Origin of the sequence: Microcoleus sp. T3_B1 (genome assembly GCF_036700445.1) — a bacterium.
Lineage (GTDB): Bacteria > Cyanobacteriota > Cyanobacteriia > Cyanobacteriales > Microcoleaceae > Microcoleus.
Genome location: NZ_JAUBOX010000095.1, coordinates 1 through 25,439, shown reverse-complemented (window position 1 = coordinate 25,439; position 25,439 = coordinate 1). Strand labels below are relative to the sequence as shown.

The 25,439-nt window shown below is 45.5% G+C and carries 18 protein-coding genes and 2 pseudogenes; 8 read left to right on the top strand and 12 right to left on the bottom strand.

The window, feature by feature from the left end; genetic code table 11:
* Nucleotides 1-264: 264 nt before the first annotated feature.
* Together QT990_RS31095 and QT990_RS31090 are read right to left on the bottom strand one after the other, a co-directional pair.
* Nucleotides 265-762: a hypothetical protein gene (locus QT990_RS31095; protein WP_333146355.1), complete on the bottom strand. Its 498-nt coding sequence runs from the start codon at nt 760-762 to the stop codon at nt 265-267.
* A 389-nt stretch (nt 763-1,151) separates the two neighbouring features.
* The gene (locus tag QT990_RS31090; protein WP_333146357.1) at nt 1,152-2,156 is read right to left on the bottom strand and encodes an RNA polymerase sigma factor, RpoD/SigA family; all 1,005 of its coding nucleotides are present in this window, start codon (nt 2,154-2,156) and stop codon (nt 1,152-1,154) included.
* Between the two features lie 999 nt (nt 2,157-3,155).
* On the opposite strand from QT990_RS31090, the gene QT990_RS31085 reads away from it, so the two are divergent.
* On the top strand, nt 3,156-4,706 hold the full coding sequence (locus QT990_RS31085) for an ATP-binding protein (protein WP_333146359.1): 1,551 nt from the start codon (nt 3,156-3,158) through the stop codon (nt 4,704-4,706).
* A gap of 46 nt (nt 4,707-4,752) precedes the next feature.
* On the opposite strand, the gene QT990_RS31080 is transcribed toward QT990_RS31085, so the two are convergent.
* The 5 genes from QT990_RS31080 to ribBA form a co-directional block, all read right to left on the bottom strand.
* Entirely contained in the window at nt 4,753-6,486 is a 1,734-nt protein-coding gene (locus tag QT990_RS31080; protein ID WP_333466182.1) for an ATP-binding protein, read from the bottom strand.
* A gap of 142 nt (nt 6,487-6,628) precedes the next feature.
* Nucleotides 6,629-8,062 carry a pentapeptide repeat-containing protein gene (locus QT990_RS31075; RefSeq protein ID WP_333466181.1) on the bottom strand — a complete coding sequence of 478 codons (1,434 nt, stop codon included), beginning with the start codon at nt 8,060-8,062 and terminating at the stop codon, nt 6,629-6,631.
* 72 nt (nt 8,063-8,134) lie between these two features.
* Nucleotides 8,135-9,406 carry an RNA-guided endonuclease IscB gene (gene iscB / locus QT990_RS31070; protein WP_333146366.1) on the bottom strand — a complete coding sequence of 424 codons (1,272 nt, stop codon included), beginning with the start codon at nt 9,404-9,406 and terminating at the stop codon, nt 8,135-8,137.
* Nucleotides 9,407-9,593: 187 nt separating this feature from the next.
* Nucleotides 9,594-10,187 carry an HAD domain-containing protein gene (locus QT990_RS31065; RefSeq protein WP_333310071.1) on the bottom strand — a complete coding sequence of 198 codons (594 nt, stop codon included), beginning with the start codon at nt 10,185-10,187 and terminating at the stop codon, nt 9,594-9,596.
* A gap of 262 nt (nt 10,188-10,449) precedes the next feature.
* Nucleotides 10,450-12,141, bottom strand: a complete 1,692-nt coding sequence (gene ribBA / locus QT990_RS31060) for a bifunctional 3,4-dihydroxy-2-butanone-4-phosphate synthase/GTP cyclohydrolase II (protein ID WP_333146370.1) — start codon at nt 12,139-12,141, stop codon at nt 10,450-10,452.
* Nucleotides 12,142-12,375: 234 nt separating this feature from the next.
* On the opposite strand from ribBA, the gene QT990_RS31055 reads away from it, so the two are divergent.
* The 4 genes from QT990_RS31055 (at nt 12,376) to QT990_RS31040 (ending at nt 18,626) form a co-directional block, all read left to right on the top strand.
* Nucleotides 12,376-13,701, top strand: coding sequence for a transposase (locus QT990_RS31055; RefSeq protein ID WP_333146371.1), 1,326 nt, complete (start codon nt 12,376-12,378; stop codon nt 13,699-13,701).
* A gap of 163 nt (nt 13,702-13,864) precedes the next feature.
* Nucleotides 13,865-14,044, top strand: a complete 180-nt coding sequence (locus QT990_RS31050; RefSeq protein ID WP_333310073.1) for a hypothetical protein — start codon at nt 13,865-13,867, stop codon at nt 14,042-14,044.
* A complete protein-coding gene (locus tag QT990_RS31045; protein ID WP_333466183.1) occupies nt 14,032-14,214 on the top strand; it encodes a hypothetical protein in 183 nt (60 codons plus the stop codon). Before QT990_RS31050 ends, QT990_RS31045 begins: the two co-directional genes overlap by 13 nt.
* Before the next feature lie 269 nt (nt 14,215-14,483).
* Nucleotides 14,484-18,626: a WD40 repeat domain-containing protein gene (locus QT990_RS31040; RefSeq protein WP_333466180.1), complete on the top strand. Its 4,143-nt coding sequence runs from the start codon at nt 14,484-14,486 to the stop codon at nt 18,624-18,626.
* A 60-nt stretch (nt 18,627-18,686) separates the two neighbouring features.
* Here QT990_RS31040 and QT990_RS31035 read toward each other — a convergent pair whose 3' ends face one another.
* A complete protein-coding gene (locus QT990_RS31035; protein WP_333146379.1) occupies nt 18,687-19,130 on the bottom strand; it encodes a hypothetical protein in 444 nt (147 codons plus the stop codon).
* 287 nt (nt 19,131-19,417) lie between these two features.
* Between QT990_RS31035 and QT990_RS31030 the strand changes: the two genes are divergently transcribed.
* A complete protein-coding gene (locus QT990_RS31030; RefSeq protein ID WP_333146381.1) occupies nt 19,418-21,592 on the top strand; it encodes a caspase family protein in 2,175 nt (724 codons plus the stop codon).
* Between the two features lie 194 nt (nt 21,593-21,786).
* On the opposite strand, the pseudogene QT990_RS35930 reads toward QT990_RS31030, so the two are convergent.
* Together QT990_RS35930 and QT990_RS31020 are read right to left on the bottom strand one after the other, a co-directional pair.
* A pseudogene (locus QT990_RS35930) lies at nt 21,787-21,918 on the bottom strand (3,4-dihydroxy-2-butanone-4-phosphate synthase); the annotation flags it as partial.
* Nucleotides 21,919-22,042: 124 nt separating this feature from the next.
* Nucleotides 22,043-22,777 carry an MBL fold metallo-hydrolase gene (locus QT990_RS31020; protein ID WP_333146389.1) on the bottom strand — a complete coding sequence of 245 codons (735 nt, stop codon included), beginning with the start codon at nt 22,775-22,777 and terminating at the stop codon, nt 22,043-22,045.
* On the opposite strand from QT990_RS31020, the gene QT990_RS31015 reads away from it, so the two are divergent.
* Nucleotides 22,676-22,987: a hypothetical protein gene (locus tag QT990_RS31015; protein ID WP_333146391.1), complete on the top strand. Its 312-nt coding sequence runs from the start codon at nt 22,676-22,678 to the stop codon at nt 22,985-22,987. The genes QT990_RS31020 and QT990_RS31015 overlap by 102 nt on opposite strands.
* A gap of 111 nt (nt 22,988-23,098) precedes the next feature.
* On the opposite strand, the gene QT990_RS31010 is transcribed toward QT990_RS31015, so the two are convergent.
* Nucleotides 23,099-23,869, bottom strand: coding sequence for an SDR family NAD(P)-dependent oxidoreductase (locus QT990_RS31010; protein WP_333146385.1), 771 nt, complete (start codon nt 23,867-23,869; stop codon nt 23,099-23,101).
* Nucleotides 23,870-24,814: 945 nt separating this feature from the next.
* Here QT990_RS31010 and QT990_RS31005 point away from each other — a divergent pair.
* The gene (locus QT990_RS31005; protein WP_333146387.1) at nt 24,815-25,126 is read left to right on the top strand and encodes an RNA-binding protein; all 312 of its coding nucleotides are present in this window, start codon (nt 24,815-24,817) and stop codon (nt 25,124-25,126) included.
* Between the two features lie 109 nt (nt 25,127-25,235).
* Here QT990_RS31005 and QT990_RS31000 read toward each other — a convergent pair.
* A pseudogene (locus tag QT990_RS31000) lies at nt 25,236-25,439 on the bottom strand (hypothetical protein); the annotation flags it as partial.

Genomic DNA, 25,439 nt, shown 5'->3' with positions numbered 1-25,439 from the left:
GGCTTTTTCAAGCCCACACCGTATCGGTACTCCGTAGCTTGCGGGTCGCGTAGCGACATCGGTGTCGGGTGATTGACGTGTGTGGTGTCCGTCCGAAATTCTCAACTCAGGAGCAATTTTACTACTGTTTCCTGAACCCTGACCGAAAGCAATTTGGTCCGGGGGCGCCCGATGTATCAGTGGGGTTGCTTTCTTCAATTCTAAAATCTAAAATCTAAAATCTAAAATCTAAAATCTATTGACTGGTGGCGCAGCGCGTGTTTCCTACTTTTCCCACACTTGCTCTTTGTGAGATTCCGTGCAAAGACCCAAGATGCGATGATCGTTGTCGCTGATGATGGAAATTGGGTAATACTGTTGCAGGTTTACGGAGTAGGGAGAGCGACTGCCGTCGTAAGTGTCCACTACTGTTAAATTTAACTGAGTTCGATCGCCCGTGCCGTAAAAACAGTAAAAAGCAGACCGAGGCAGGTAAAAAGCGCCGACTACCTTACTCTGCCGCATTTCAAATACAAAATATTCCTGTTTAATTTCCTCTGGCTTGCTCGACTGACCGTAGAGGTAAATGCCATCGGCTAAACCTGTGCTAGCTGTATCTGGCGGAGGATTTGGCGGGGATTGCGAGCTTAAAACGCCGGATTTGATGTCCGAGTCGTGTGCCCGCCGTGCGGGGAATGCGATGCTGAAGTTACCGGGCGAGAGAGCAAGCACGATCGCGATCGCTTCTAAACTTCCTGTCAATATCAAATAAGTCAAAACCACTCCAGACCCCAAAATTTAAAATAGCTGGTTCCAAGCGCCTCTTGTACCATTTTCACAAAGATCGTAGATAAACCGGGTATTTGGCTTAATGTTGGCTATTAACTTGAAGGAACGATCGCCCGCCCGATGGCTGAACTTAAATCTAAGATTAGTTTTGACCAATTTTGCGTCCGCCCCGATCTGGCGATCGACCCGTCAAATAATACCATTTTAGATTTGAGATTTTAGATTAAAGAATTGAATAATTTGGCGTGACCTATTCCATAAGGGTTTGGATCACGGGCCTACATTTCCCTTCTTTTTTTTAACTGGTATAAAAGTATCCTTCCCAGCAGCGCCAACACGAAAAAAAAGTTGAGATTTTGGGGAAAATCTCAACTTTTTTAGTATTAACTAGCCAAGTATTCTCGGACTTGAGATTGGCGGCGGCGCAGGTGGGCGAGGGCTTGATGTTCTAGCTGCCGCACCCGTTCCCGGCTGAGATTTAACCGTTCTCCGACTTTCGCCAGAGACATTTCGGTGCCGTCTTCCAAACCGAAGCGCAGAATTATTACATCTCGCTGCTGGGGGGTAAGTTCTGATATCAAAGTATCGAGGTCTTGCCGCAGCAATTCCGAGGTAATGTAGTTTTCTGGAGATGCCGTTTCGTCTTCTAAGAGTTCTTGGAGTTCGGTATCTTGGTTGTCTCCTACCCGCAAGTCCAAAGAAACTGGATGTCTTGCCATCAGCAGGTATTCCCGAATCTGGGAAGGGTGCAGTTCGAGGGCGGTGGCAATTTCGCCAGGGGAGGGAGACCTGCCCAACTGCTGCGTGAGTTCCCGCTGCACTTTTTTGATTTTGTTGAGTTTTTCGGTGATGTGAATTGGCAATCGAATTGTGCGGGCGTGTTGGGCGATCGCGCGGGTAATTGCTTGCCGAATCCACCAGTAGGCATAGGTAGAAAATTTGTATCCCCGCATCGGGTCAAATTTTTCGACTCCTCGTTCTAAACCAAGAGTACCTTCTTGAATTAAATCCAAGAATTCCATATTGCGTTTCTGGTATTTTTTGGCGATCGCCACTACTAGCCGCAAATTCGCTTCAATCATCTTTTGCTTAGCCCGCCGCCCTATGTGTAAGATGCGGCTAAGTTCAGGTTCGGTCAACTCCATTTCGGCAGCCCACTCTTGATCCGTCAGATCCCGCTGCCATTCTTTAGCAAGTGCTTGTTTTGCTTCGATTAATTTCATCATTTGCTGCACTTGCTTCCCGAAAACAATTTCTTCTTCTCGGGTTAGCAGGGGTACGCGACCGATCTCGTGCAGATAGGCACGAACCGTATCCGTTGAGGAGTATGGCCGGCTGCCCATGCGATCGGCTTTCACTGTTTTGTTTTTGGGGGTTGTGGTGGACATGGGTGAGTATTGCACTCCTTGTAACAACAGATAAAAAGTTGGTGATACCCTGTCCCACTTTTGCAAGTGGGATAAAGACTGCGACAAAGGGGATGTTTCCCCTCTTGTTTATCGGTGACGATCGGTAGAAGCTTTTTGTTTGGGATTACTTTTGTGCTTGATTTCCAGTAATCGCCGTCGATTTTCGGTAGTTCGCTAGCTTTAACGGCTAGTTCAAGGCGAAGTGGAGCAAGAGTTTAGTTTTCTCAATATTATTCCCAATTTTGAGGATCGTAAAGAGTAAAAACCTCTGTCTTAAGGTCAAGATTCTACATTTTTCCTTAAGGTTTTCAATTCCCTGCTAGTTTTAACTGCAACTCAACTTCACAATACTCATGCAGACTCATGCAATTCGAGGGCTGTGTTTTGCTCTCTGTTCCATCATCGCTTGAAATTTGGGCGCTGGCTAGATGCTGCGATGCGAGATAACCGAACCCGATCGCCGTAGTAGTGGCTGTGCATCGCTCATCGTTTCTTGGTTGGGGAGAGGAGTAGGGCGAGAAAAAGAGAATGGGTGAGTGGGAGAGGGGAAGAATGAGAGAAGGGGAGAATGGGTGAGAATAAGAATAAATAGAGCTACTTAAAGCCATAAAACAACTGGCTGTGCCGCTTTTTAAGTTCAATATAATGAGTCCGAGCTACTTAACAATACTTAACTCGATCCAAAATTTATAGATGAGAGGGTTGGGGGGTTAGGGGTGAGGGATGAGGGGATGAGGGGTTGTTACCTATTTTACCTGTTTTTCACGGCTACCATACCTGCTTCGCGGGCTTCATTTTTCCTAAATAGCTGATGGTGCAAGCGACTGATTAATTATTATTTCCAACCGGTTGCAACATGAACTTATTCTGCAAAACGACTGAAAAATTCACTACTCAATATCCGCTATTTAAGCGCCCAGTTAAGCTAATTCTCCAGTACAGTAAACTCAGAGCAGCCCCATTCGCCCCAGTTGACCTATGCCGCGCCACTTCAATACCGCAGGCCCGTGCCGCGCCGACATCCACTATATGTTACCAGCAACGCGTCGCCTCCCGAATTTAGAGCGACTGATTGCCCAGGAAAACTATTTCGTCATCCACGCACCCCGACAAATTGGTAAAACCACGGCGATGCTGGCTTTAGCCAAGCAACTGGTCGATAGCGGGCGCTACACTTCGATCGTGGTTTCGGTAGAATTGGGTTCGCCCTTTAATGACGATCCGCAAAGAGCCCAAGCAGCAATCTTAAGTTCTTGGCGAAGTGAGGCGCGAGTCTATCTGCCACCGGAACTCCAGCCGCCCGCCCAGCAAGAGATGGAGGTAGGACAAGGAATTGAAGAAACACTGCGACAATGGGCTCAAACTTCACCTCGCCCTTTAGCAATCTTCATTGATGAAATTGATTCGCTCCAAAATGAAGTATTGCTGTCAGTTTTGCGTCAGTTACGCAATGGTTATCCCTCTCGCCCGAAAGCGTTTCCGCAATCGGTTGGCTTAATCGGTTTGCGGGATGTCCGCGATTACAAAGTGGCTGTGGGTGGGAGCGATCGACTCAACACATCCAGTCCGTTTAATATTAAAGTGCGATCGATTACTCTCAGAGATTTTAATGCAGGAGAAGTCGCCGAACTCTACGCGCAACATACCCAAGATACCGGACAAGTTTTTACACCTGAAGCCGTAGCCTTAGCGTTTGAACTGACTCAGGGACAACCTTGGTTGGTGAATGCTTTAGCTAAGGAAATCGTCGAAGAATTAGTGACAGATGAATCTAGAGAAATTACGCCCGAACATATTTTAACAGCTAAAGAAATTCTCATCAAACGACAAGATACGCATTTAGATAGTTTAGCAGAACGGCTTAGAGAAAACCGAGTCAAAGCAATTATCGAGCCGATGTTGGCTGGTTTGGAACTTGGTAATATTCCCAATGATGATATTCAATTTTTAATCGATTTGGGTTTGTGTAAGATGGATGTTCAGGGTGGATTGACGATCGCCAACCCAATTTACCGAGAAGTGTTGCCCCGCGTCCTCACCGTAACGCCAATGGCTTCTCTGCCGCAAATTGCACCGAGTTGGTTGACTGAGGTCGGAAAATTAGACACGCAAGCGTTACTCAAAACTTTTCTCGCATTTTGGCTGCAACATGGCGAACCGTTACTCAAAAGCGCGTCTTACCCCGAAATTGCCCCGCATTTGGTGCTGATGGCGTTTCTGCATCGGGTGATTAATGGTGGCGGAACTTTGGAGAGGGAATATGCGATCGGGCGCGACAGAATGGATTTATGCTTGCGCTACGGTGAGGTGACATTGGGAATTGAACTGAAGGTTTGGCGGACTCGGAAAGTCGATCCGTTGAGTAAAGGTTTAGAGCAGTTAGATGGATATTTGGCTCGATTGGGACAAGATTCGGGTTGGTTGGTGATATTCGATCGCAGAGATAATGCACCGGAATTAGAAGAACGGTTGAATACTGAAATTCATACGACGAGTATGGGAAGAATAATTACAGTCATTCGAGCGTGAGGAAGTTGCGGTGAATGTCTCGATATTTTCCGATCGCCAATCCCAACTAAAACCCCAGATCCATTTTAGCAGCTTCAGCTTCTGCAAATACTTGTTCATCCGGCATTTCTTGCCAGTCAATATCCCCAATTTCTCTGTAGAATTGCTCGTCATAGGCGCGAGTTTGCACGACGACGGGCATCGGTACGGCGTGCCCCAAAACTAATGCTTGCTGTTTGGAGTCGAGTTTTGCCAAAACTGAACGCAAACTCTGCCCTCCCGAAACGCCGGTAAAAATAGCATCGATGTCTTTATCGTCGTTTAGCAAAGCTGTGATCCGCGTTCCGACTTGCGACATGACTTCGCCGTCGATGCCGGAGGGACGCTGGTCTACAATCAGCAGGGTGACAAAGTATTTTCGCATTTCTCTGGCGATCGTACCGAAAATAGTCGATCGCACGATCGCCGGATCGAGAAAGCGGTGAGCTTCCTCAATGGTAATCACCAACGGCTGCGGGCGATCGCACGGATTTTTGCTCTGCAAAAACTTCTCAGCTTTCCGCACGTAAGAGCCGTGAATGCGACGAGTAATTACGTTTGCTGCTAACATATAGGACAGCAAATCCGAGTGCGAACCGAACTCAATTACTACATTTTTCCCCCCATCCAAACACTGCAAAACTTCACTCACATAATTTTTCGGACAGCGTTTCCGAATGTATTTCAAATCGTTTAAGCGCTCTAATTTTCGCTGCAAAGCCATAATCGAAGATTTATTTCCCCGCTTCTCTTCGCAAAACATTGAAATATCTTCATTGCTCATTTCCAGCAATTTATTTATCCAACTGCTGCCCAACTCGTTTCGCAAAATTATTGCATTTTCGATACTAGCTTCCGACAAATTTAACTCGCGTTGTACCAGCGCGATGTCTTCCACTTCTATTTCATCGAAACTCAAAAATAATTCTTGAGCGTCGCGGACTCCCCGGCGTTTTGTCGATTCTGGATCGAGGGTATAAATCTGAATTTTATCGGGAAACAACTGCCGCAAACCTTTAACAGTGCTGAACTGTTTCCCTTCCGAAACAGCTTCCCACCCGTACTCCGAGTGCATATCAAAAATTAAATTAACAGCAGCCTGCTTGCGAATAATTCCCGACAATAGCAAGCGCGTCAGAAAAGATTTTCCCGTTCCCGACTTGCCAAAAACTCCGTTGCTGCGTTCCACAAACCGGTCTAAATCCAAGCACACAGCAACGTCCATGTCAATCGGTTTGCCGATCGCAAAATTGCGGCGATACGGGTCATCTTCCCAGCCAAAAACTGCCCGAAAATCACTTTCTTTGGCATCAAACACCTGCGAAAAGTGGCTGGGAATAGTTTTGACCGGCAGCAATTCAATATCCGCACCGCTTTGTGACTCAAAAGAAGCCAAATTTCCTAACGCCAGCTTATTCTCGCGAACTCCGCCGTTTTTCCTCGGGTCGAAAATTGCCTGCTGTTTTTCTCGTTCAGCAGTCAACATCAACATCGGCGACAGTTCGATCGTACCGTAGGTGCTGCTACCAGCTAGCACTGCGAGCAGAAAATCGTCGTCGGGATTGGGAGGATTCGATAAAATGCGGGCGCTGGAAGTTCCGAGAGACACGTCGGTGAGCATACAGAAAAAGTGCGATCGCACCCCCCGCACTACTAGAAATTTCCCCACCCTCATATCTTCCACCGAAACATCGGCGTGCAGTCGCACTTCTAATCCCTTGCTCAGGGAACCTTGAATAACAGAGCCTAACGGTCGATCCATTTTAGATTTTAGATTTTAGATTTTCGATTGTTCAGATAGATTTTAGATTTTAGATTGTTCAGATAAATGACTGCTTTCCTGTCAAATGTCAACTGGCCGCTGTCAAATGTCAACTGCCAACTGCCAACTGCCAAATGACTAATTACCATTCCGATTCTAGCGGCAATTCAAAAAAACTCGGACTCAGATCTATATCGGTCAAATCCGTTTCGCTCAAATAAGCGTCGGTCAAAAATACCCCTTTTAAACTTGCGCCTTTGAGGTTAGTACCTTTCAGGTTAGCACCTCTGAGATTAACTCGGAATAAATGAGCATCGCTCAAATCGGCCTCAGTTAAATCTGCTCCCTCCAAATTTACTCTCATCAAATCTGCTTTTCGGAGATCGGCTTCGTTTAACTTCGCGCCGCTGAGGTCAGCTTTTGTCAAGTCTACACCTCTCAAGTCGGCCCCGCTCAAGTTAGCGAACAGCAAAGTAGCTCCGGTGAAATCTGTCTCCCTCAAATCGGCATCCCTTAAATTAGCGCCGCTGAGGTCAGCCCTTGTTAAGTCTACACCCCGGAGGTCAGCAGAACTCAAGTTTACTTGGTGTAAAATTGCGCCGCTTAAATCGGCTCCTCTTAAATCAGTTCCCTCCAAGTTTGCACCTTTGAGGTAAGCTTTTTTTAAGCTAGCTCTGCTAAGGTCTACATTTTTGAGATTGACCGAAGTTAAGTTAGAACCGCTCAAATTAGCTCCGCTTAAATCTGACCCGTTTAAGTCGGCTCCGGTTAAATTTACCCCTTGCAGCGATACATTGGGAGCAATTAAATAAGCTCCGCCCAGACTGGGGTCAATGCCTTCTGAAAACAAAGTCTTGTTGCTGTAAACAGCTTTCTCCAAAATCGTGCCGCTCAAACTGGCTTCCCTCAAGTCCGCTGCGCTGAGGTTGGCTCCTGCTAAGTTTGCCCGATCGAGTTTGGCGCCAAATAAAATAGCTTTGTATAAGTTTGTCCGCCGCAAATCGGCTCCTTTTAAATCGGCTTCGGTCAAATCTACCATAGCCAGATTTAAGCCAGGGAGCGAAGCATTGGGAGCTAGCAAAATTGCTCCCATTGCACCCGGATCAATATTTTCGGGAAAGATAGTCCGGTTGTTGTATACGGCCTTGTCTAAAATAGCGCCGCTCAACTGAGAACCGCGTAAATCCGCCCCGCTAAGGTTGGCTCTGGTTAAGTTGGCTTCGTGGAGATTTGCTCCTACTAAATTAGCCTTGATCAAACTTGCTTGTTTGAGGTTGGCGCCGGTTAATTCGGCTCCTACGAGATTAGCTTCTCGGAGGACAGCACCAGTCAAATCAGCTCTAGTGAGGTTAGCTAAATTAAGAAATGATTCAGCTAAATCCGCCCCGCTGAGATTAGCGCCGCTGAGGTCGGCTTCCATGAGGTCTGCATACCTGAGCATAGCGCCGCTGAGGTTGGTTTCTCGGAGATCCGTGCCTCGGAGGTTGGCTCCCCGGAGTTCCGCACCGCCGAGGTTGGTTCCTTTAAGTGCTTGTCCCCTGAGATCTAGTCGGTGCAGAAAGTCACCAACGTTCATCTGTCTTCCCCCTTGGAGACTCCCACTGTACCTGTGCCCAGGTCAGTGGCGAGAGGAAAAGGTGGGCAAGGTTTATGCTGCATACGAATAACCATCCTTTCTGTGAATAATTGAACAATATTTGTGGCTAATTCCTGACACCAACTCTGAGGCGGAAATATTGAATGAGCCACTCGTTCTTACGGCAACACGTCCAACGTATGTACCAATTTTCTTGCCAGAGGTGACGACTGCTTTGACGATATCTCCAGTTTGAAAACCTTTGACAAACTTAAACCTGGGAACATAGCGAGATGGAAATCCGAATTTGTCGGTACGACACATTTGGCGTGTCCCATGTCCAGTCGCTTTAATTAACAACGGCTTGTTTGTTAAAATTTTCAAAGATTCAATGTTCCCAACACAGGCTGCATCTAGCCAATGAGTTTTAGCTAAATTTAATCGAGTGCGATTGAACTTTGTTAAACCGCCACTGCCAGTAGAAACTGGTAAGCCAGTCATACAGAGTCGGTTAAATAACGCCCAACGAGTAGAATTAACCGCTGTTGCATCTTTCAAAGGACCTTTTGCTTGAGACAGAATCCGTTTCAAGACCTCGGGTTTTTTCGAGAGAAACTGCTCAATATTTTGAGTCCCTTTCTTTATATTGCATTTTTCACAAGCAAGGCAAAGATTAGAAATGCGATTAGAACCCCCCTTAGCTTTAGGATGAATATGCTCGACTTGTAATGGTGTATTGCTAACGCCACAGTAAGCGCACGTTCTATCCCATTTGTTCAGCAAATATTCGCGGATCTCGTAGCCACATAAAACACCTTGCTGGTACTCCACTCCGCTAATTTCCGGGTTTTCTATTTGCTGGAGGTCGAACCGCACAAGTTCTTGAACAACAGAAGAAATTGGCGCAAGCTTCATCAATCTAGTTACCCATGTTAGGGTTGTTTCGACACGATGTTGTAAGCTTGGAGCCAGCGACCCTTTCGGGCGAGTTCTGTTTAAAAATCTAGCTTTTCGGTAGCGGGTATGGCGCTTTCTCCTACCTCTACGCAATGAACGGCGAGATTCCAGACTGGCTTTGATAGTTTGACCTCGGTGAGTCAGTTCTGCACCAAAGATTACTTTCTCTCCTTGCACTAATGCAACTCCGCTGGTTTTGGAGCCAGGGTCTAATTTAAGAGTGATTGATTCTTGCGGTACTTTCACCTCTACTTTGAGAATTATTGTGAATGGATACCTCCTGAAAACAGCAGCTTTGCCATTGGTCAGCCATTTACGAGCCATTCCTGGGCGGATTGGATTGAGCGGTCTTTTTTGGGTATCAAGTACAAAAACAAAATTAGACATTTAAGTCCTCCCTTGCGGGGTAATGTTTGCTTCGTCAATGTTTAAGGTCGGTAACTATCTTAAAAGCACTGGCTTAACCCTTACGCCTGTTTAACTTTTAAGTTCTAGAGCAGAAAACTAGCACGCATTTTCTGGTAGGTACTTGAACGCTTACCTTAAACGTAGTGATTAAACACACTTAGACTGGTCAACGCGGCTTTTTCAAGCCCGCACCGTATCGGTAATCCGTAGCTTGCGGGTCGCGTAGCGACATCGGTGCCGGGTTGTTGACTTCCATGTCAAATTCACCCTCTCTATTCCGATACTTTTTTCCTAACCTTTGAAATCCAGTTAGATATTCTGAAATTACCTTTGCTGAGTTCTGGTCAAAACCATTGTAATCATCAATAGCCACAACTGGCGCATCTGGCGGGTAGTGTTCTGGAATATCGTCAATGGCTACCCAAGGTGAGTTTTCTGCTTGATTTTGTCGAAGATACTCAAGAACTTCCTGGTGTCGTAAATATTTGTTTTGATGAATATTTTTGGGATTGAGGAAAGGGGTGAATCCGATAATACGGATAGCGATATCTGGTGAAAACAATGGCCGGATTACCTCGAAGGGGAATATTTCCCGCCAGGAAGATGAAATTACTACTCGCGCATCAGGATAGGAACGAAGGACATTTTCAAAGTGATTAAGGCAATCTGAATTAAATTTCATTATATCTGTTTGCAAGCTCGATGTTTCATGCCTTCTGTCAGGAATAAGTACACCATCAATGTCTAAAAAAATTAACATTAACTAAAAAGCCTCTTGAATGATTTAATGACTGTTAATACTGCTTAATATAAATGTGTATCTACGAGGCTCTCTAAAGTGTTCGCTACATCGACTTGTTAGACAGAAATCAACATTGTTATTCACTGTTTTTATTGGGGGCTGCTTTCTGAAGAAAGGAAGATATTGGTATCAACAAGTATTGTTCTGAAATTCACAGTTTTTCTTGGCTTGGGCCAACCCCCCTGCTGGGGTAGGGGGGGTTGGCTTCTACCTTCTGCCTTCAGGGAAGAGGAGCAAAACTGTAGATTTTTTGAGGTTCGAGCCGATCGCAAATTCCGGTTAATTCCGACAAAAGGAATGTCTCGCGATCGAGCTGGACTTGCAGGGTTTTGAGCGGATCTCCACCGGAGGAAACCATGAATTCTAATGTTTGCAAATTCGGCTCAGTGCTGATTTCGCCCAAAATTTGGCCGATCGCCTTGACGTAAGGATGGTTTACATCCAAGTACCAGTCGGGGGCTGCGAGTCCGGCTTGATCGAAGCCGAGGTGAACGATGAGGGAGCCTTCTCCGAAAAGGGCTATGCCCACCGGCCGCGCTTCTTCTTGCAGCAGCAAGTGCTGGTTAGCCGCCAAATGCCGCAGTTTTTCGAGGTGTTCGTACCGATTTTGAATGGCAGAATCTTCCTCTTTTCCTTCTGCTTTTTCGTTCCACTGAATCGCCACTGTTACTAAATAAGTTTGCAGTAGCATATGACCGAGTTTTTCGGCTTTTGTTGCCAGATAGATCGAGTTGTAATCTGTGGCTTCAATTAGTAAGGGGACGCGATCGGCTACTTCAATGCCGTAACCTTTCAAACCTGCTATTTTGCGCGGGTTGTTGGTAATCAACCGAATTTTTTTAACTCCCAAATCATTGAGCATTTGCGCTCCGACGCCGTAGTTCCGCAAGTCGGCGGGAAATCCCAACCGTTCGTTGGCTTCGACTGTATCGAATCCCAAATCTTGCAGCGAGTAAGCTTTTAGTTTATTTACCAATCCAATGCCCCGACCTTCTTGGCGCAAGTAAACGATGACGCCAGCACCGACATTTTCGATCATTTTCAGTGCCGCTTGCAGTTGCATCCGGCAGTCGCAGCGCAGGGAACCCAAAGCATCGCCGGTCAGGCATTCGGAATGCACCCGCACCATCACTGGTTTGTCTTTAAATTCTGCCGGGTCGCCCTTGACAATAGCAACGTGTTCTGAATTGTCTTGGGTGTCGCGGTAGGCGTAAATCATAAACTCGCCGAATTGAGTGGGCAATTTGGCGACGGTTTCGCGGCGGACGAATCGATCGTGCTTGAGTCGGTAGCTAATTAAGTCAGCAATACTGATTATTTTAAGGTTGTGGGTTTTGGCGTACTCGATTAATTCGGGCAACCTCGCCATCGAACCGTCGGGGTTTTGAATTTCGCAGATGACGCCGGCAGGATACAGGCCCGCGAGTCTGGCGAGGTCAACGGAGGCCTCGGTGTGACCGGCGCGTTTGAGCACGCCACCATCGATCGCCCGCAGGGGGAAAATGTGACCGGGACGGCGCAAGTCTTGAGGTTTGGTGTCCGGGTGGATGGCTACTTGGATGGTGCGGGCGCGGTCTTCGGCGGAGATACCGGTACTGACGCCGTTGACTGCATCGATGCTGACGGTGAATGCAGTTTGGTTGTTGTCAGTGTTTTTGCTGACCATGAGGGGCAGTTCCAGGCGATCGAGCCTTTCGCCGCTCAATGCCAGACAAATCAAACCCCGCGCGTTCACGGCCATAAAATTGATGTTGTCGGGGGTGGCGAATTGGGCGGCACAAATCACATCGCCTTCGTTTTCGCGATTTTCGTCATCGACTACTACCAGGGGGCGACCTGCTTTGAGGTCTGCGAGGGCGCTGTCAATTGAGTCAAATTGAAAGGATTGAGTTGAGGTGTTGTTATTGGACACTGAGAAGTTCAACTAGACAAGCAGGATTCCCCCACTATAGCTTTATGTTACTGGCGGGAGGAATGCGCGTGAGTGATTAGTCCCGTCCCCAACCCAAACAATATCTTTAGATGGGAGGGTTAGGGACGGGCGAGGAACTAATCTTTCGACTACGCTCAAGGCATCGCAAATTCTTGATTCCGTTGACACAATGGTTTTCACGAGATACTCTAAGAAGAGAGTTTGTTGAAAAAAATGCCTCAATTAATCACCGCCAAGCTAAAGCTAAATTTGAATGCCGAGCAAAAAATCTTGGTGTCTCAGACTGCATTGGCTTACCGTGATGCTTTGAACTACACTTCGCAAGTTGCTTTTGATGCAGGCAAATCCAGTAATGGGGCTAAATTACAAAAAGCAGTCTACAGCGAGTTACGGACAAACTTTGGACTGGGAGCGCAAATGGCGTGTAACGTGCCAAGGCAAGTATCGGCAACTTACAAAACCCTGTGGACAAAAGTAAAACACAGTGCAGATGCTATCGCCAAAGGATACACCAAAAAGCGCTACAAAGGGCTAGACAAAGCTCCTAAGTATGTTTCTCGAACTTGCACCTTGAACTATCAGCGGGACTACTCATTTAAAACCGAGCAGAGAGTAAGTATTAACACTCTAAATGGTCGAGTGGTTGTTACTTATGATGGTTACAAAAAGCATCTACAATTGATTGCTAATTGCAAAAAAATTGGTGCAGCTAAGATTGTTTATCAGCGTTCTTCTAAAACTTACTACTTGATGGTAAGTCTAGAAATTGATACTCCTGAGATTGAGCCTACTCAAATAACTAGAGTCTCTGGCGTTGATGTCGGGCAGAGGTATTTGGCAGTAGAAACAGATTTGCAAAACAACTCCAAGTTTTACTCGGGTAAATCTGCCAGACACAAAGCTAACCGCTATCACAAAGCAAGGCAAACTCTTCAGCGTAAAGGCACTCGTTCGGCAAAGCGGAGATTAATCGCTTTGTCTGGAAAAGAAAGACGGTTTATCGCTGATGTTAACCACCAAATCAGCAAGCAAATAGCCAAGCCTAATAGTTTGATTGGACTGGAGAACTTAACCGGAATTCGGGATAGAACTAAGTCCAAGTCGGGTAAGAGGGCTAGCAAGAAACAGCGAAGAGCTAATCGGAATAAGGCTAAATGGTCTTTTGCCGAATTACACGGCTATATTGACTATAAAGCTAATTTAAATGGCTCATTGGCTACAAAAGTTTCGGCTCATTACACTTCGCAAAGTTGCCCAAAATGCGGTCACACATCGAAGGCTAATCGACCCAATAAAGGGTTGCTATTTTGTTGCGAATGTTGCGGACATGAATTGCACGCTGATTTGGTGGGAAGCAGAAATATTGCATTAAGAACGTTGCTACTCCGACAAGATTGGATGAGTACGGGGAGCTTGTCAGTATCCCCTAATGTGTCGAAGGGTGAAACTAAAGCTGAAACCCTGCAAAGGTTTTCGGAGTTGCGGTGGACTTCAGATACAAGCCCCCATCATAGCGGTACTCCGCTTGATGGTGGGTAATTGACGCTATAAACAGTAATGTTATGGAAATAGAATCTATTTGTGATTGTAACCTTTTGTTTCCGACAGGGCGATCGCCGAATCCAGATGAGTTTGACAATATTTCTAAAGTCACTTACTATAATTATTGCATCTTGTCAACAAAATCTCTCCCCAATATTTCATGAGCTTGACTGAGATCGCGAAGCTTTTAGGTAAACCGTACTTCCAAGCTCCTAATTGCCTAATTTACAACCTGGATTGTTTGGAAGCATTGAAGCTGCTGCCAGATCAATTTGTAGATTTAACCGTTACCAGCGGGCCTTATAACATCGGCAAAGAGTACGAAAAATCCTTGGGTTAGATGAGTATTTAAACTGGTGCGAGCAGTGGATAGCGGAGGTTTACCGGGTAACGATCGATCGAGGAGCGTTTTGGCTGAATTTAGGTTATTTGTCAATTCGCGATCGGGCAAAAGCAATTCCGATTTCCTATCTGCTTTGGGACAAAGTGCCTTTTTATCTGATTCAATAAGTTGTCTGGAACTACGGCGCGGGAGTTGCGGGCAGCAAGTTCTTTTCATTCCCAATGAAAAGTTTCTCTGGTAGGTAAAAAATCCTGATAAGTATACATTTGATTTGGATAAAGAGCTATTCTGGATTTGTAGTGGAAACGGTAGTGTGAGCGTCTCGCTCACGCAGGCTTTCCGGGCTGTACCACGGGAAGTTTTATTTTTATTATCACCTAAAACTCAGGATAGCCGTCTAGCCTGTTGAAAAATTATCCTATCATTCCTTTGTCTTATGAGTAACAATGCCCGCGTCAAAACAATTCTGATTCTGGCAGCTAATCCCAAAAATACGGCTCCCTTGCGATTGGATCAAGAAATCCGGGAAATTGACGAAGGATTGCGACGGGCAAATAAACGGGAACAGTATAAATTAGAACAAAAATGGGCAGTGCGTTCCCGTGACTTTTACCGAGCTATCTTAGATTATCAACCGAATATTGTTCACTTTTGCGGACATGGTGCGGGAGAAGATGGAATTGTCCTAGAAGATGATACTGGAAAAATGGCGCTAGTGCAGACAAATGCCCTCGCCAGTATGTTTAAATTATTTGCCAAAAAAGGGGTAGAGTGCGTAATTCTCAATGCTTGTTATTCGGAAGTACAAGCTGATGCAATTAGCCAATACGTTAATTATGTAGTTGGCATGAATAGAGCCGTGGGAGATAAAGCAGCCGTCGCCTTTGCGGTAGCGTTTTATGATGCTATTGCTGCTGAGTATGCGGTGGAAGAAGCCTACGAGTTAGGTCGTTCTCAGATGATGAGCTTTCGGGAAAACGAAATTCCTGTTCTCAAGACAAAAAAAATACCTAATTCGGCGATTGATGATATTGCAATTAATTTTGAAGAAGTTATTCCGCCTAACCCTTACCAAGGATTAGCTGCCTTTGGAGAAGAAGATGCAGACTTCTTTTTTGGGCAAGAAAAATTTGTGGATAATTTAGTGGAAGTAACGCACAAACAACCATTAGTGCCGGTGGTTGGGCCAAGTGGAAGTGGTAAGTCTTCTGTGGTATTTGCGGGATTAATTCCCAAATTGCGAACAGAGGGAAATTGGTTAATTGAAATTTTCCGTCCGGGAAAAGAACCCTTTGAACCGTTAGCTTTTGCCTTGGTGCGGCAATTAGAACCCGAAGCCGGTGAAACTCAACAACTGCGGGAAACAATGGGGCTAGCAGGTGATTTACGAAACGGTAGAATCACTTTGCCGCAGGTGGTTGCTAGAATTTTAGAGCGCAATCCAGGTAAACGGTTGTTGTTAGTTGCCGACCAATTTGAGGAACTGTACACCCTTTGTCAGGTAAAGGAAGAACAGGAAAGGTTTGCGGATGGGTTACTAACGGCGATTGCTCAAGAAAATATTACATTAGTTTTGACGTTACGCGCTGACTTTTACGGTTATGTGCTTTCCTATCGTCCGTTTCGCGATGCTTTGCAAGAGTTTACACCACAATTACTTAGTTCCATGAAACGGGAGGAATTACAACAAGCCATTGAATTGCCGGCTCAAAAATTAGAAATACAATTAGAACCCCAATTAACTCAACGCATTCTCGATGATGTGGGGCAAGAACCGGGTAACTTGCCATTATTAGAATTTGCTTTAACTCGCTTGTGGGAAAAGCAAATCAACCGAGAGTTAACTCACCAAGCTTATGAAGAGATTGGTGGGGTGAAAAAAGCAATTGCCAATCATGCCGAACAGGTTTATCAACAATTGAGTGAAACAGAGAAAAAGCAGGCACAGCGAATATTCGTGCAATTAGTGCGTCCGGGGGAAGGAACGGAAGATACCAGGCGCGTTGCGACTCGTGCGGAAGTGGGGGAAGATAACTGGAATTTGGTCAGTTATTTAGCGGGATATCAAGCGCGTTTGGTAGTAACAGGTCGGCAAGAACAGGAAGATACAGTAGAAGTGGTGCATGAAGCGCTGATTCGAGAATGGGGCACTCTGCGCGAGTGGATGAATGCTAACCGTCAGTTTCGGACTTGGCAAGAACGGCTGAAGGTGGCATTACGAGAGTGGAAAAATAACAACCATGATGCTGAAGGGTTGTTGCGGGGTGCGCGGTTGACTGTAGCGGAAGAGTGGTTGCGTCAACGTGCAGATGAAATGACGCAGGAAGAACGAGATTTTATTCAGGTTAGCGTTAAAGAAACGGATAGAGGGAGACAGGAACGTAAACGCGGACGGCGACTGCAAATTATCGGGTTAAGTGGCTTTTCATCTGTAGCGATGATTCTGGCTGGATTTGCTATCTATCAGCTTCAACAAGCCCAACGTCAGCAAGTGGAACAACTAGCAGCAACTTCTAAAGCTTTGCTAGCGGCAAATCAGCCTGTTGAGGCACTTGTCAATGCTATTGCTGCTGTTGGTTTAGGTAAGTCAGCCTTTGTTCAATTTCCCCAATTTCTTGATAATTCTGCTCGTGACAGTTTACTAGATGCGATTTTAGTTAACCGGGAATTCAATCGCTTGCAATATAAAAGTGGGGTGACTTCGATAGCTATCAGTCCTGATGGTAAGCGCATTGCCAGTGGGAGTTTGGACCAGACAATTCGCCTGTGGGATGCCACTACAGGTCAGCCACTTGGAAAACCCCTAATGGGACATGAAGCTGGAGTGACTTCGGTAGTTTTCAGTCCTGATGGCAAGCGCATTGTTAGTGGGAGTAGTGACAAGACGATTCGCCTCTGGGATGCTACTACAGGTCAGCCACTTGGAAAACCCCTAGAGGGACACGAAGAATCGATCAGTTCAGTAGCTTTCAGTCCTGATGGTAAGGGCATTGCCAGTGGGAGTTGGGACAAGACGATCCGCCTCTGGAATGTCACTACAGGTCAACCACTTGGAAAACCTCTAGAGGGACATAAAGCTGGGGTGATTTCAGTAGCTTTCAGTCCTGATGGCAAGCGCATTGTCAGTGGTAGTTACGATAAGATGATTCGCCTCTGGAATGCCACAGGTCAGCCTATTGGACGACCCCTAACAGGACATCAGGAAGCTGTTTATTCTGTAGCTTTCAGTCCTGATGGCAAGCGCATTGTCAGTGGTAGTGACGATAAAATGATTCGCCTCTGGAATGCCACAGGTCAGCCTATTGGACAACCCCTAACAGGACATCAGGAAGCTGTTTATTCTGTAGCTTTCAGTCCTGATGGCAAGCGCATTATTAGTGGTAGCCTTGACAAGACGATCCGCCTCTGGGATGCTACAGGTCAGCCTATGGGAAAACCCCTAACAGGACATCAGGAAGCTGTCTATTCTGTAGCTTTCAGTCCTGATGGCAAGCAAGTAGTTAGTAGTAGTCTTGATAAGACGATCCGCCTCTGGGATGTCACCATGAGTCCGATCGTTTGGGAATCTAAGGAATTGGTTAATTCAGTGGCTTTCAGCCCTAATAGCAAGCGGGTTGCCAGCGGACACCAGGACGGTACGATTCGTCTGTGGGATACCAATACAGGTCAGCCACTTGGAAAACCGCTAAAAGGACATTTAGAGAATATCTATTCGGTTGCCTTTAGTCCTGATGGTAAGCGTATTGCCAGTGGTAGTGACGATAAGACCATTCGCTTGTGGGATGCCACTACAGGTCAGCCGATTGGAAAACCCCTAATGGGACATCAAAAAGCAGTTTTGTCAGTAGCTTTTAGTCCTGATGGCAAACGTGTTGTCAGTGGTAGTGAGGATAACACTATTCGCTTGTGGAATGCCACTACAGGTCAGCCCATTGGGCAATCCCTAAAGGGACATCAGGAAGCTGTCTGGTCTGTTGCCTTTAGTCCTGATGGCAAGCGTGTTGCCAGTGGTAGTGAGGATAAGACCATTCGCTTATGGGATGCCACCACAGGTCAGCCCATTGGGAAACCTCTAAAAGAACATTTAAGTGAGGTCTATTCGGTTGCCTTTAGTCGTAATGGCAAGCGTATTGCCAGCGGTGGTAGTGATAATACAATTCACTTGTGGGACATTACTAGCGGTCAGCCGAGTGGACAACCTCTAAAAGGACATCAAGATACAATTACTTCCCTAGCTTTCAGTTCAAATAGTAAATGGATTATTAGTGGAAGCCTGGATAAGACCATTCGCCTGTGGGATGCTAATACAGGTCATCCGATTGGACAACCTCTCAAAGTATACAAAGCATCGGTCAATTCGGTTGCTTTCAGTCCTGATGGTAAGTGGATTGTTAGCGGTAGTGAAAATACAATTAGTTTATGGCCAGTTTCTTGGTTGGTTTCCTGGCAACTTCCGCTTGAAATAGCCTGTAAGCAATTGCAGAAACATTTTATCTTCATTCAGCCTAAGAACTATTCGACGCAAGCCGCTAAGAAAACTTGTCAGCAGTACATTCGGGGTTTTGGTCAAAGAAAGTAGTCATCTTAAACTGCGTCCTACTGTAGGCAGTTTAGGATGGCTACTTAATCAGTGTTTTGATCAATGAGTTCCATGAGGACATCGTATGCACTTATTTTTTATATCTCGACATTTACATGTCAAGAAAGTAAGCTGGTCTTTCAGAAATGAAAGAATTTCCTCTTTTCTATCATCTGAAATAGATGGAGGAAAAGCATATTGTGGTTGTCTAATAAGTGATCTAGCAGCTATAGTACAATCAATTATCTCTAAATCTTTATAGACATCACTAAAACCTGTTTTTCTCAATATCTCATTATATTCTTCCCAGATAGTTTTCGATGACTCTGTTGCTTCTCTAACTACCTTTGATGAAACAATGGTAGTAAAATTAACCACTTTAACATCTTTCAACCCATATTTTTGAAGGACTTGGTTAAACTCTTCAAAAAGTGGCTTTAAAACAATTATAATTTCACGCGGGTTTGGTTCTTGATTCTCGGAAATATTAGTATTCTTAGACATACTCAAATTTTCCTTAAGCACTTTAAGATTAAGACTTAGCTCCCGACTCTAGGGCAGTATAACACATAACATGGCAAAAAAATAATATTTTAATATTTCATCAAAATCTCTTTTTCTATATTTAGAGTTTAGTAGGGCATTTGGTGTCAGAACCCATCCAATAGTTAGATAGGTTTTACTTCTGCTATGTTACAGCGGTTCCCGTTGTAATGCAGTACACTAAGCTGTATTACATAAAACCCCCACTTCAACGCTACATAACTATCAAACCTTACCCCCCAACAACCATGACAAACCAAACCCCCAACTTCTACGCCCTCCTCATCGGCATCAATTTCTACTTCCCCCATCGTTTACCAGAAGGTAACTACTACAAAAACTTGCGAGGATGCGTTCCAGATATTAACCACGTCGAAACTTATTTAAAAGACACCTTCAATCTCACCTCCGACCAAATCATTAAACTCACCGCTACAGCTTCCGACAATCCCAACCAACCCCAAGAAGCCCCGGAACTTTTACCCACGTATGAAAATATTGTTGCCAAATTCAAGGAACTAACAGCCAAAGCCCAACCCCAAGACCAAGTATATATTCACTACTCTGGTCACGGGGGACGGGCGAAAACTATTTTTGAAAGCCTCAAAGGTTTTGGTGCATTAGATGAAGCCTTAGTTCCTACAGATATCGGTCAACCAAATTCCCGCTATTTGCGCGATATAGAATTTGCTAAACTCCTCGAAGCAATGGTGGAAAAAGAGTTAGTTGTCACCCTCGTACTCGATAGCTGTCATTCCGGTGGTGCAACGAGAGAAATGAGCGGAGATGACCGGATTCGCGGGGAAGGGTTTATTGATACCACTCCTCGACCTACGGATAGTTTAGTCGCATCGCTTCAGGAATTAGCCCAAAATTGGCAAACTTCAACAGAAAATAGCCGCAATATTACGGTTGTTAATGGTTTGTTACCCGAACCCAAAGGTTATACCTTAATCGCTGCTTGTCGGGATCATGAATTTGCTTATGAAAAGGTTTTTGAAGGAACCGAACGCAACGGTGCTTTGACTTATTTTTTATTAAAAGCTTTGCGGGAAGAGGGAACAGAAATTTCTGTAGAGGAGCTATTTAATAAAATTTCTAGTCAAGTTAACAATGAATTTGTACGACAAACCCCAATGTTGATGGGAGAGACTGATCGCACTTTTTTTGGGGGTCAGTCTGTCTCCTTCACCTCTGGCGCATCCCCTATGCGTAGTGTACCCGTAACTCGCACTGTTCGCACTGTGCCAGTGATGCAAGTAGATATTCCCAAAAACCAAGTTAAATTGCAAATCGGTGAAGCTAGCAGTATTAAAGAAGGAGCAGAATTCGAGATTTTTAAATTCAGAACCAGGGATTTTAAGGATGAGGAAAACCGAATTGCAAGGGTTAAAGTTGTAGAAGTTGGAGCATCCGATTGTTGGGCAGAAGTAACAAAAATAGACAGTATTAGAGCCATCAATCCTAAATTATATCAAGGAATGATTGATAGAGGAATGTTTGAAATTGGTTCTCCTGCTGTTTATGTATCGCCAGGATTGAAACAAATTCGCAAAGTTCGCCTTCTCTTACCTGACACGTCACCACAATTTCCAGGTGTTAATATTGCATCAATTTCTATGGAAATAGAATGGGTGAAAACAGGAGTTGAAGGTCATGGCTGGATAGAGTTTTGTTCGGAAGATGAAAAAGATGAGAATGTAGATTATTTTGTTTCACTGAATTCAGAAGGGGAGTATTGGATTTTAGATGACAATAAAGAACCCATCAAAAATGTTCTTTTTCCGATAAAAATTGATGAACCTGAAGCCACAAAAAGGCTTATCGATCGGTTAATCCATGTTGCCAGATATGAGACTATTTTGGAGCTAGATAATGAGGATGCCTTTGCTACCACCTTAAATGGCAAACTTAAGGTTGAATTAGGTAAATCACAAAAGCGGGAATTTATACCTTTTAATACAGAAGTTCATGTTCCTGTATTGGAAGAATCCGAAAAGTTTTTCGTGCGAATTCATAATGGATCTAAGCGAATTTTAAATATTTCGGCTTTGATATTCCAGCCCGATTTAAGTATTGTCAAATTCTATCCTAAAGGTATTGGTGATGAGTCTGTAGATCCCGGACAAGACAAAGGAACTAGCATTAAACTAGAACTGCCAGAAAATTATCAGGAAGGAGTATTTATCATTAAAGTGTTTGCTACGGTGGATGCAACAAATTTTAATTTTTTGGAATTACCAGCATTAGACCAATCTCGGAAAGGGGTTGAGCATCCAGAACCTAAGAATGCCTTAGAACAATTATTGGCGGCGGTTGTGGATGAAGAAAATCCTAAGCGGAAGATTACGGTTGTGATTGATGCGAGTGAGGAATGGACGACGGAAAAGGTGGAAGTAGTGGTGAAAAAGAGTGGGGTTTGATTTAGAGAATTTTTTAAGAATGCTCCCAAAGCCTATATCCCTCTGCGGTCATTTGTGTTTATCTGCGGTTGTAAGTCAAAAACTTGTTATTCCTGGAAAAGATTAGCCTAATCCTAATCTCAATCCTTTTTCAACATAAAAAGTTACACAGGACTTACGCAACTGGCACATGGTGATGAGTCCGATCGCCCGCAGGGGAAAATGTGACCGAGACGGCGCAAGTCTTGAGGTTTGGTGTCCGGGTGGATGGCTACTTGGATGTTGCGGGCGCGGTCTTCGACCGAGATGCCGATACTGACGCCGTTGACTGCATCAATGCTTATGGTTGCAGTGGATAGCGGAGGTTTACCGGGTAACGATCGATCGAAGAAGGTTTTGGCTGAATTTAGGTTATTTGTCAATTCGCGATCGGGCAAAAGCAATTCCGAACTAAGGATGAAATTTCTAGTTTTAAGAACTCCTATACCCGCCAGCGAAGGCTTTTAACTCAATAGCATCGTGACTGCAAAACACGCGCACATCTTTACTATGCTGCACCGATAATTCGTGCAGCCGACCTTGATTGAGCAACCTAGCCTTGCGATCGACCTCCATCATCCATTGGTACGCGCGCAGACCGGGCGTGCAGCGTCGGTTAGCGGCATCCATCTCGTGTCGGTAGAAATAGGCATCACCTGCGTGCAGAAGCCAGCCATCGGGTGTATCAATGGCAATGCCAGCATGACCGCGCGTGTGCCCCACCAACGGGATTAGCAAAATCTCCGGTGGCAATCCGTCGAGGTCACGGACTGCTTCAAAACCAAACCAAGGTTCGCCACCCGCCGAATAGTATTTCCAGCGTTTGACTTCATCCCACTGCCCCGGACGATAGCGCCTTTTTGTGATGAAACCGTGCCGATCGTGTGCGGCATCGATTTCAGCCTGCATGACATGTACCGTTGCTTCCGGGAAATCCTCTAGACCACCGGCATGATCGAAATCGAGGTGGGTTAGCACAATATGGCGCACATCGCTTGGTGAAAATCCGAGCTGTTCAATTTGATGGATTGCTGTGTACTTGCGATCGAACTGGATGTTATTAAAATGGACGAAAAACGGGCTGAGCCGGGAGTAAGGGGACTTGATATCCCGCAATCCGAAGCCGGTATCAATCAGAACCAGTCCCTGATTCGTTTCAATGAGCAAACAGTGGCAGACGAGGTGAGCCGTCAGACCGCGACTAAAGCCATCGAAAAGCGCCCCTCCAATGGGACACATACAGCCACAATTGAGATGATGAATTCGCATAATTGTCCTGTACTAAATTACTTAGGCGGGAACCATTTATTCCTCAGTTCGCATCCAAGCCCGATGCTGCATAATGCCATCGATGAACGCCTGAGAAAACTCTGCTAAATCGCCACTACTGGGAGAAGTAAACACACTTTTATCGGCTGCAATTTTGCTATTATCTGCGATATTTACTTTCTTTAAATCTGCACATAAGAATAGTAAAACGGGCGGAAATTATTGGTTAGCAGAGCCCGGTTCAGTAAGTTTACTGTGCAGTTCGGCAGTGACGGTATCAGGTAAAACTTTGCTCGCGCTGGCCAGAATCTTTGTCTTGAGTGAACCTGCAATGATGTTGTCCTTACCGGCCATCAAGGCTTCAAATCCCTGTTTGGCAACCTCGGCTGGATCATCTTTCTTGTCTGCGCCCGCCTTGGTGTCGTCCATTCCCGCCCGATGGAAGAAGTTAGTATCGGTTGGGCCGGGCATGAGCGAGGTGACAGTTACACCTGTATCTTTTAACTCATTGCGGAGTCCTTCGGAAAACGAGTGGATGAAGGCTTTGGATGCTGCATAGACTGCCTCGAATGGCCCCGGCATTAGGGCGGCAATGGAGGAAGTGAATAGAATCCGTCCCTCGCCCCGATCGACCATATCCTTAACTACCCGTTTAGCCAAATGCACAGACGAGACAACGTTGAGGTTAATTAGATTTAGTTCGTCCTTTAAGTCTGTCTCGCGGGCAAAGTCGCCACCGACGCCGACACCGGCATTAATTGCGATCGCATCCACTGGCCGATTAGTCGCTTTTATCTGGTTGTAGAGCGTCTCAACACCGTCGTAGGTAGCGAGGTCTGCCTGCACTGTCTCGACTTTGGCACCGAGCCCCTCAAAGGCTTGAGCCGCTTCTTTAATGCTCGCTCCGGTGGCGGTGACTAGGAGATCGAATCCGTTTTGAGCGAACTGTTTGGCGAGTTCGTAGCCGATACCGTTAGAGGCACCCGTCACGACAGCCAAGGGCCGGGTCAACGAACTGTTTATAACCATCTAAAATCCTCTGTAACTGCTTCACACTCGTTTGTCTAGCCTTGCTTCTCTCTGTACCAGACAATTTTTGTGGACTGTGGGCTTTCAACTTTTACAATGCTAGGGAGGTAGGAGTGCGATCGCATCTTTCCCAGGACATAAGCTGTTAGGCATTTAAAGACGGTATAACCGAAAACCAACTTCATGTAATTAGTGTAAAAATGCCTGCATAGAATCAACTCAGAGAAAGAGCAAATAGAGAAATTACAGAAAGCCTTAAAAAACGCATAGAATGGGAATTTTATATCAAAAATTATGATTTTCTTACTGACTGATGCAATAAACTATAGCAATCCTAAATTATTTGCATAATTATTTAGGATTGCTATATATGTAGAAAATGCGCGTAGATATGACTAATAACTCTTTTGATAATTATTTGGGAACCGGCATTCTCTGGCGCTAAATCGGATGCGATGGGAGACGGGAGATGGAAGAGGGGAGATTGACTCGGAAGATTAATCCTGGGCTAAAAAAAATTATCTCTGGTGGAACGGGCAGGAGGCTTGCCCAGGGATAACAGTGCCTGATGTCAGTTATAACTGAATCTCAGGCACTGTTCTCAATCAGACCCAATCAACCTGGTAACAGCGACGAAAAATCTCAGATACCAGGTCGATCGCGCAGCAAGAAACCAAGTGGATGACGCCAAGAGTGTAAGATGTCAGTTATCACCAATACTTTCTGTTGCCGATTGCCCGCTCGGCACCGAAAATTGAAAATCTATGACAGCCAATTGCTGATTCTGCTGGCTTCATGTTATAGTGGTTTTCCAAGAATTAAATTCGGTTGCGTAGTTTGTTGGTGTTTATTTACAAGCGTCTCTCCGAATCTAAGTCTCTGCACCCTAATGATTCTGGAGATTTTATGTCGATTTACGTGGGTAATCTTTCATATGATGTAACACAAGAGGACCTCAACGATGTATTTGCCGAGTACGGTACTGTAAGCCGCGTCCAAGTGCCAATGGACCGGGAAACAGGCAGGATGCGGGGTTTTGCTTTTGTGGAAATGGCAAGCGAGGCAGAAGAAGCAGCCGCCATCGCAGCTTTAGACGGTGCTGAGTGGATGGGCCGTGACTTGAAAGTCAACAAAGCCAAACCTCGCGAAGACAACAAACGCTCATCGGGTGGCGGCGGCTGGGGCGACAAAGATCGCTCTTCACGCGGACGCTACTAAACTTTGACACTGAAAATTTGAGTTTTGGTAGTTGACGGCAGGTGCGAATGCTGCTTTTTTTTCGGGTTGTTCGATCGACCCATCAAATAAAACTCCCAAACCTCTCGCATCAGTTTTGCCCCCTCCTTGGAGGGGGCTTTGTTTTTGGCGAAAAATCCCGCGAGGTACGTCGGCGGTGCTGTTCCCAGTCTAGTTCGTGATTCGATACCCTCTTAGGAGCGCGAATTAAATAACTTACAATTTTAATTGTTATTGTGGGATGGGCGTCCCGCCCGTCCAAAAATGACGGGCGGGACGCCCATCCCACTTTCAA

Bases quoted from the DNA above. Each gene is read 5' to 3' on its own strand.
- QT990_RS31085 (WP_333146359.1), top strand. From the start codon at position 3,156: ATGCCGCGCCACTTCAATACCGCAGGCCCGTGCCGCGCCGACATCCAC.
- QT990_RS31090 (WP_333146357.1), bottom strand. From the start codon at position 2,156: ATGTCCACCACAACCCCCAAAAACAAAACAGTGAAAGCCGATCGCATG.
- QT990_RS31040 (WP_333466180.1), top strand. From the start codon at position 14,484: ATGAGTAACAATGCCCGCGTCAAAACAATTCTGATTCTGGCAGCTAAT.
- QT990_RS31035 (WP_333146379.1), bottom strand. From the start codon at position 19,130: ATGTCTAAGAATACTAATATTTCCGAGAATCAAGAACCAAACCCGCGT.
- iscB (WP_333146366.1), bottom strand. From the start codon at position 9,406: ATGTCTAATTTTGTTTTTGTACTTGATACCCAAAAAAGACCGCTCAAT.
- QT990_RS31015 (WP_333146391.1), top strand. From the start codon at position 22,676: ATGGACGAAAAACGGGCTGAGCCGGGAGTAAGGGGACTTGATATCCCG.
- QT990_RS31050 (WP_333310073.1), top strand. From the start codon at position 13,865: ATGAGCTTGACTGAGATCGCGAAGCTTTTAGGTAAACCGTACTTCCAA.
- QT990_RS31065 (WP_333310071.1), bottom strand. From the start codon at position 10,187: ATGTTAATTTTTTTAGACATTGATGGTGTACTTATTCCTGACAGAAGG.
- QT990_RS31080 (WP_333466182.1), bottom strand. From the start codon at position 6,486: ATGGATCGACCGTTAGGCTCTGTTATTCAAGGTTCCCTGAGCAAGGGA.
- QT990_RS31055 (WP_333146371.1), top strand. From the start codon at position 12,376: ATGCCTCAATTAATCACCGCCAAGCTAAAGCTAAATTTGAATGCCGAG.
- QT990_RS31030 (WP_333146381.1), top strand. From the start codon at position 19,418: ATGACAAACCAAACCCCCAACTTCTACGCCCTCCTCATCGGCATCAAT.
- QT990_RS31005 (WP_333146387.1), top strand. From the start codon at position 24,815: ATGTCGATTTACGTGGGTAATCTTTCATATGATGTAACACAAGAGGAC.
- QT990_RS31075 (WP_333466181.1), bottom strand. From the start codon at position 8,062: ATGAACGTTGGTGACTTTCTGCACCGACTAGATCTCAGGGGACAAGCA.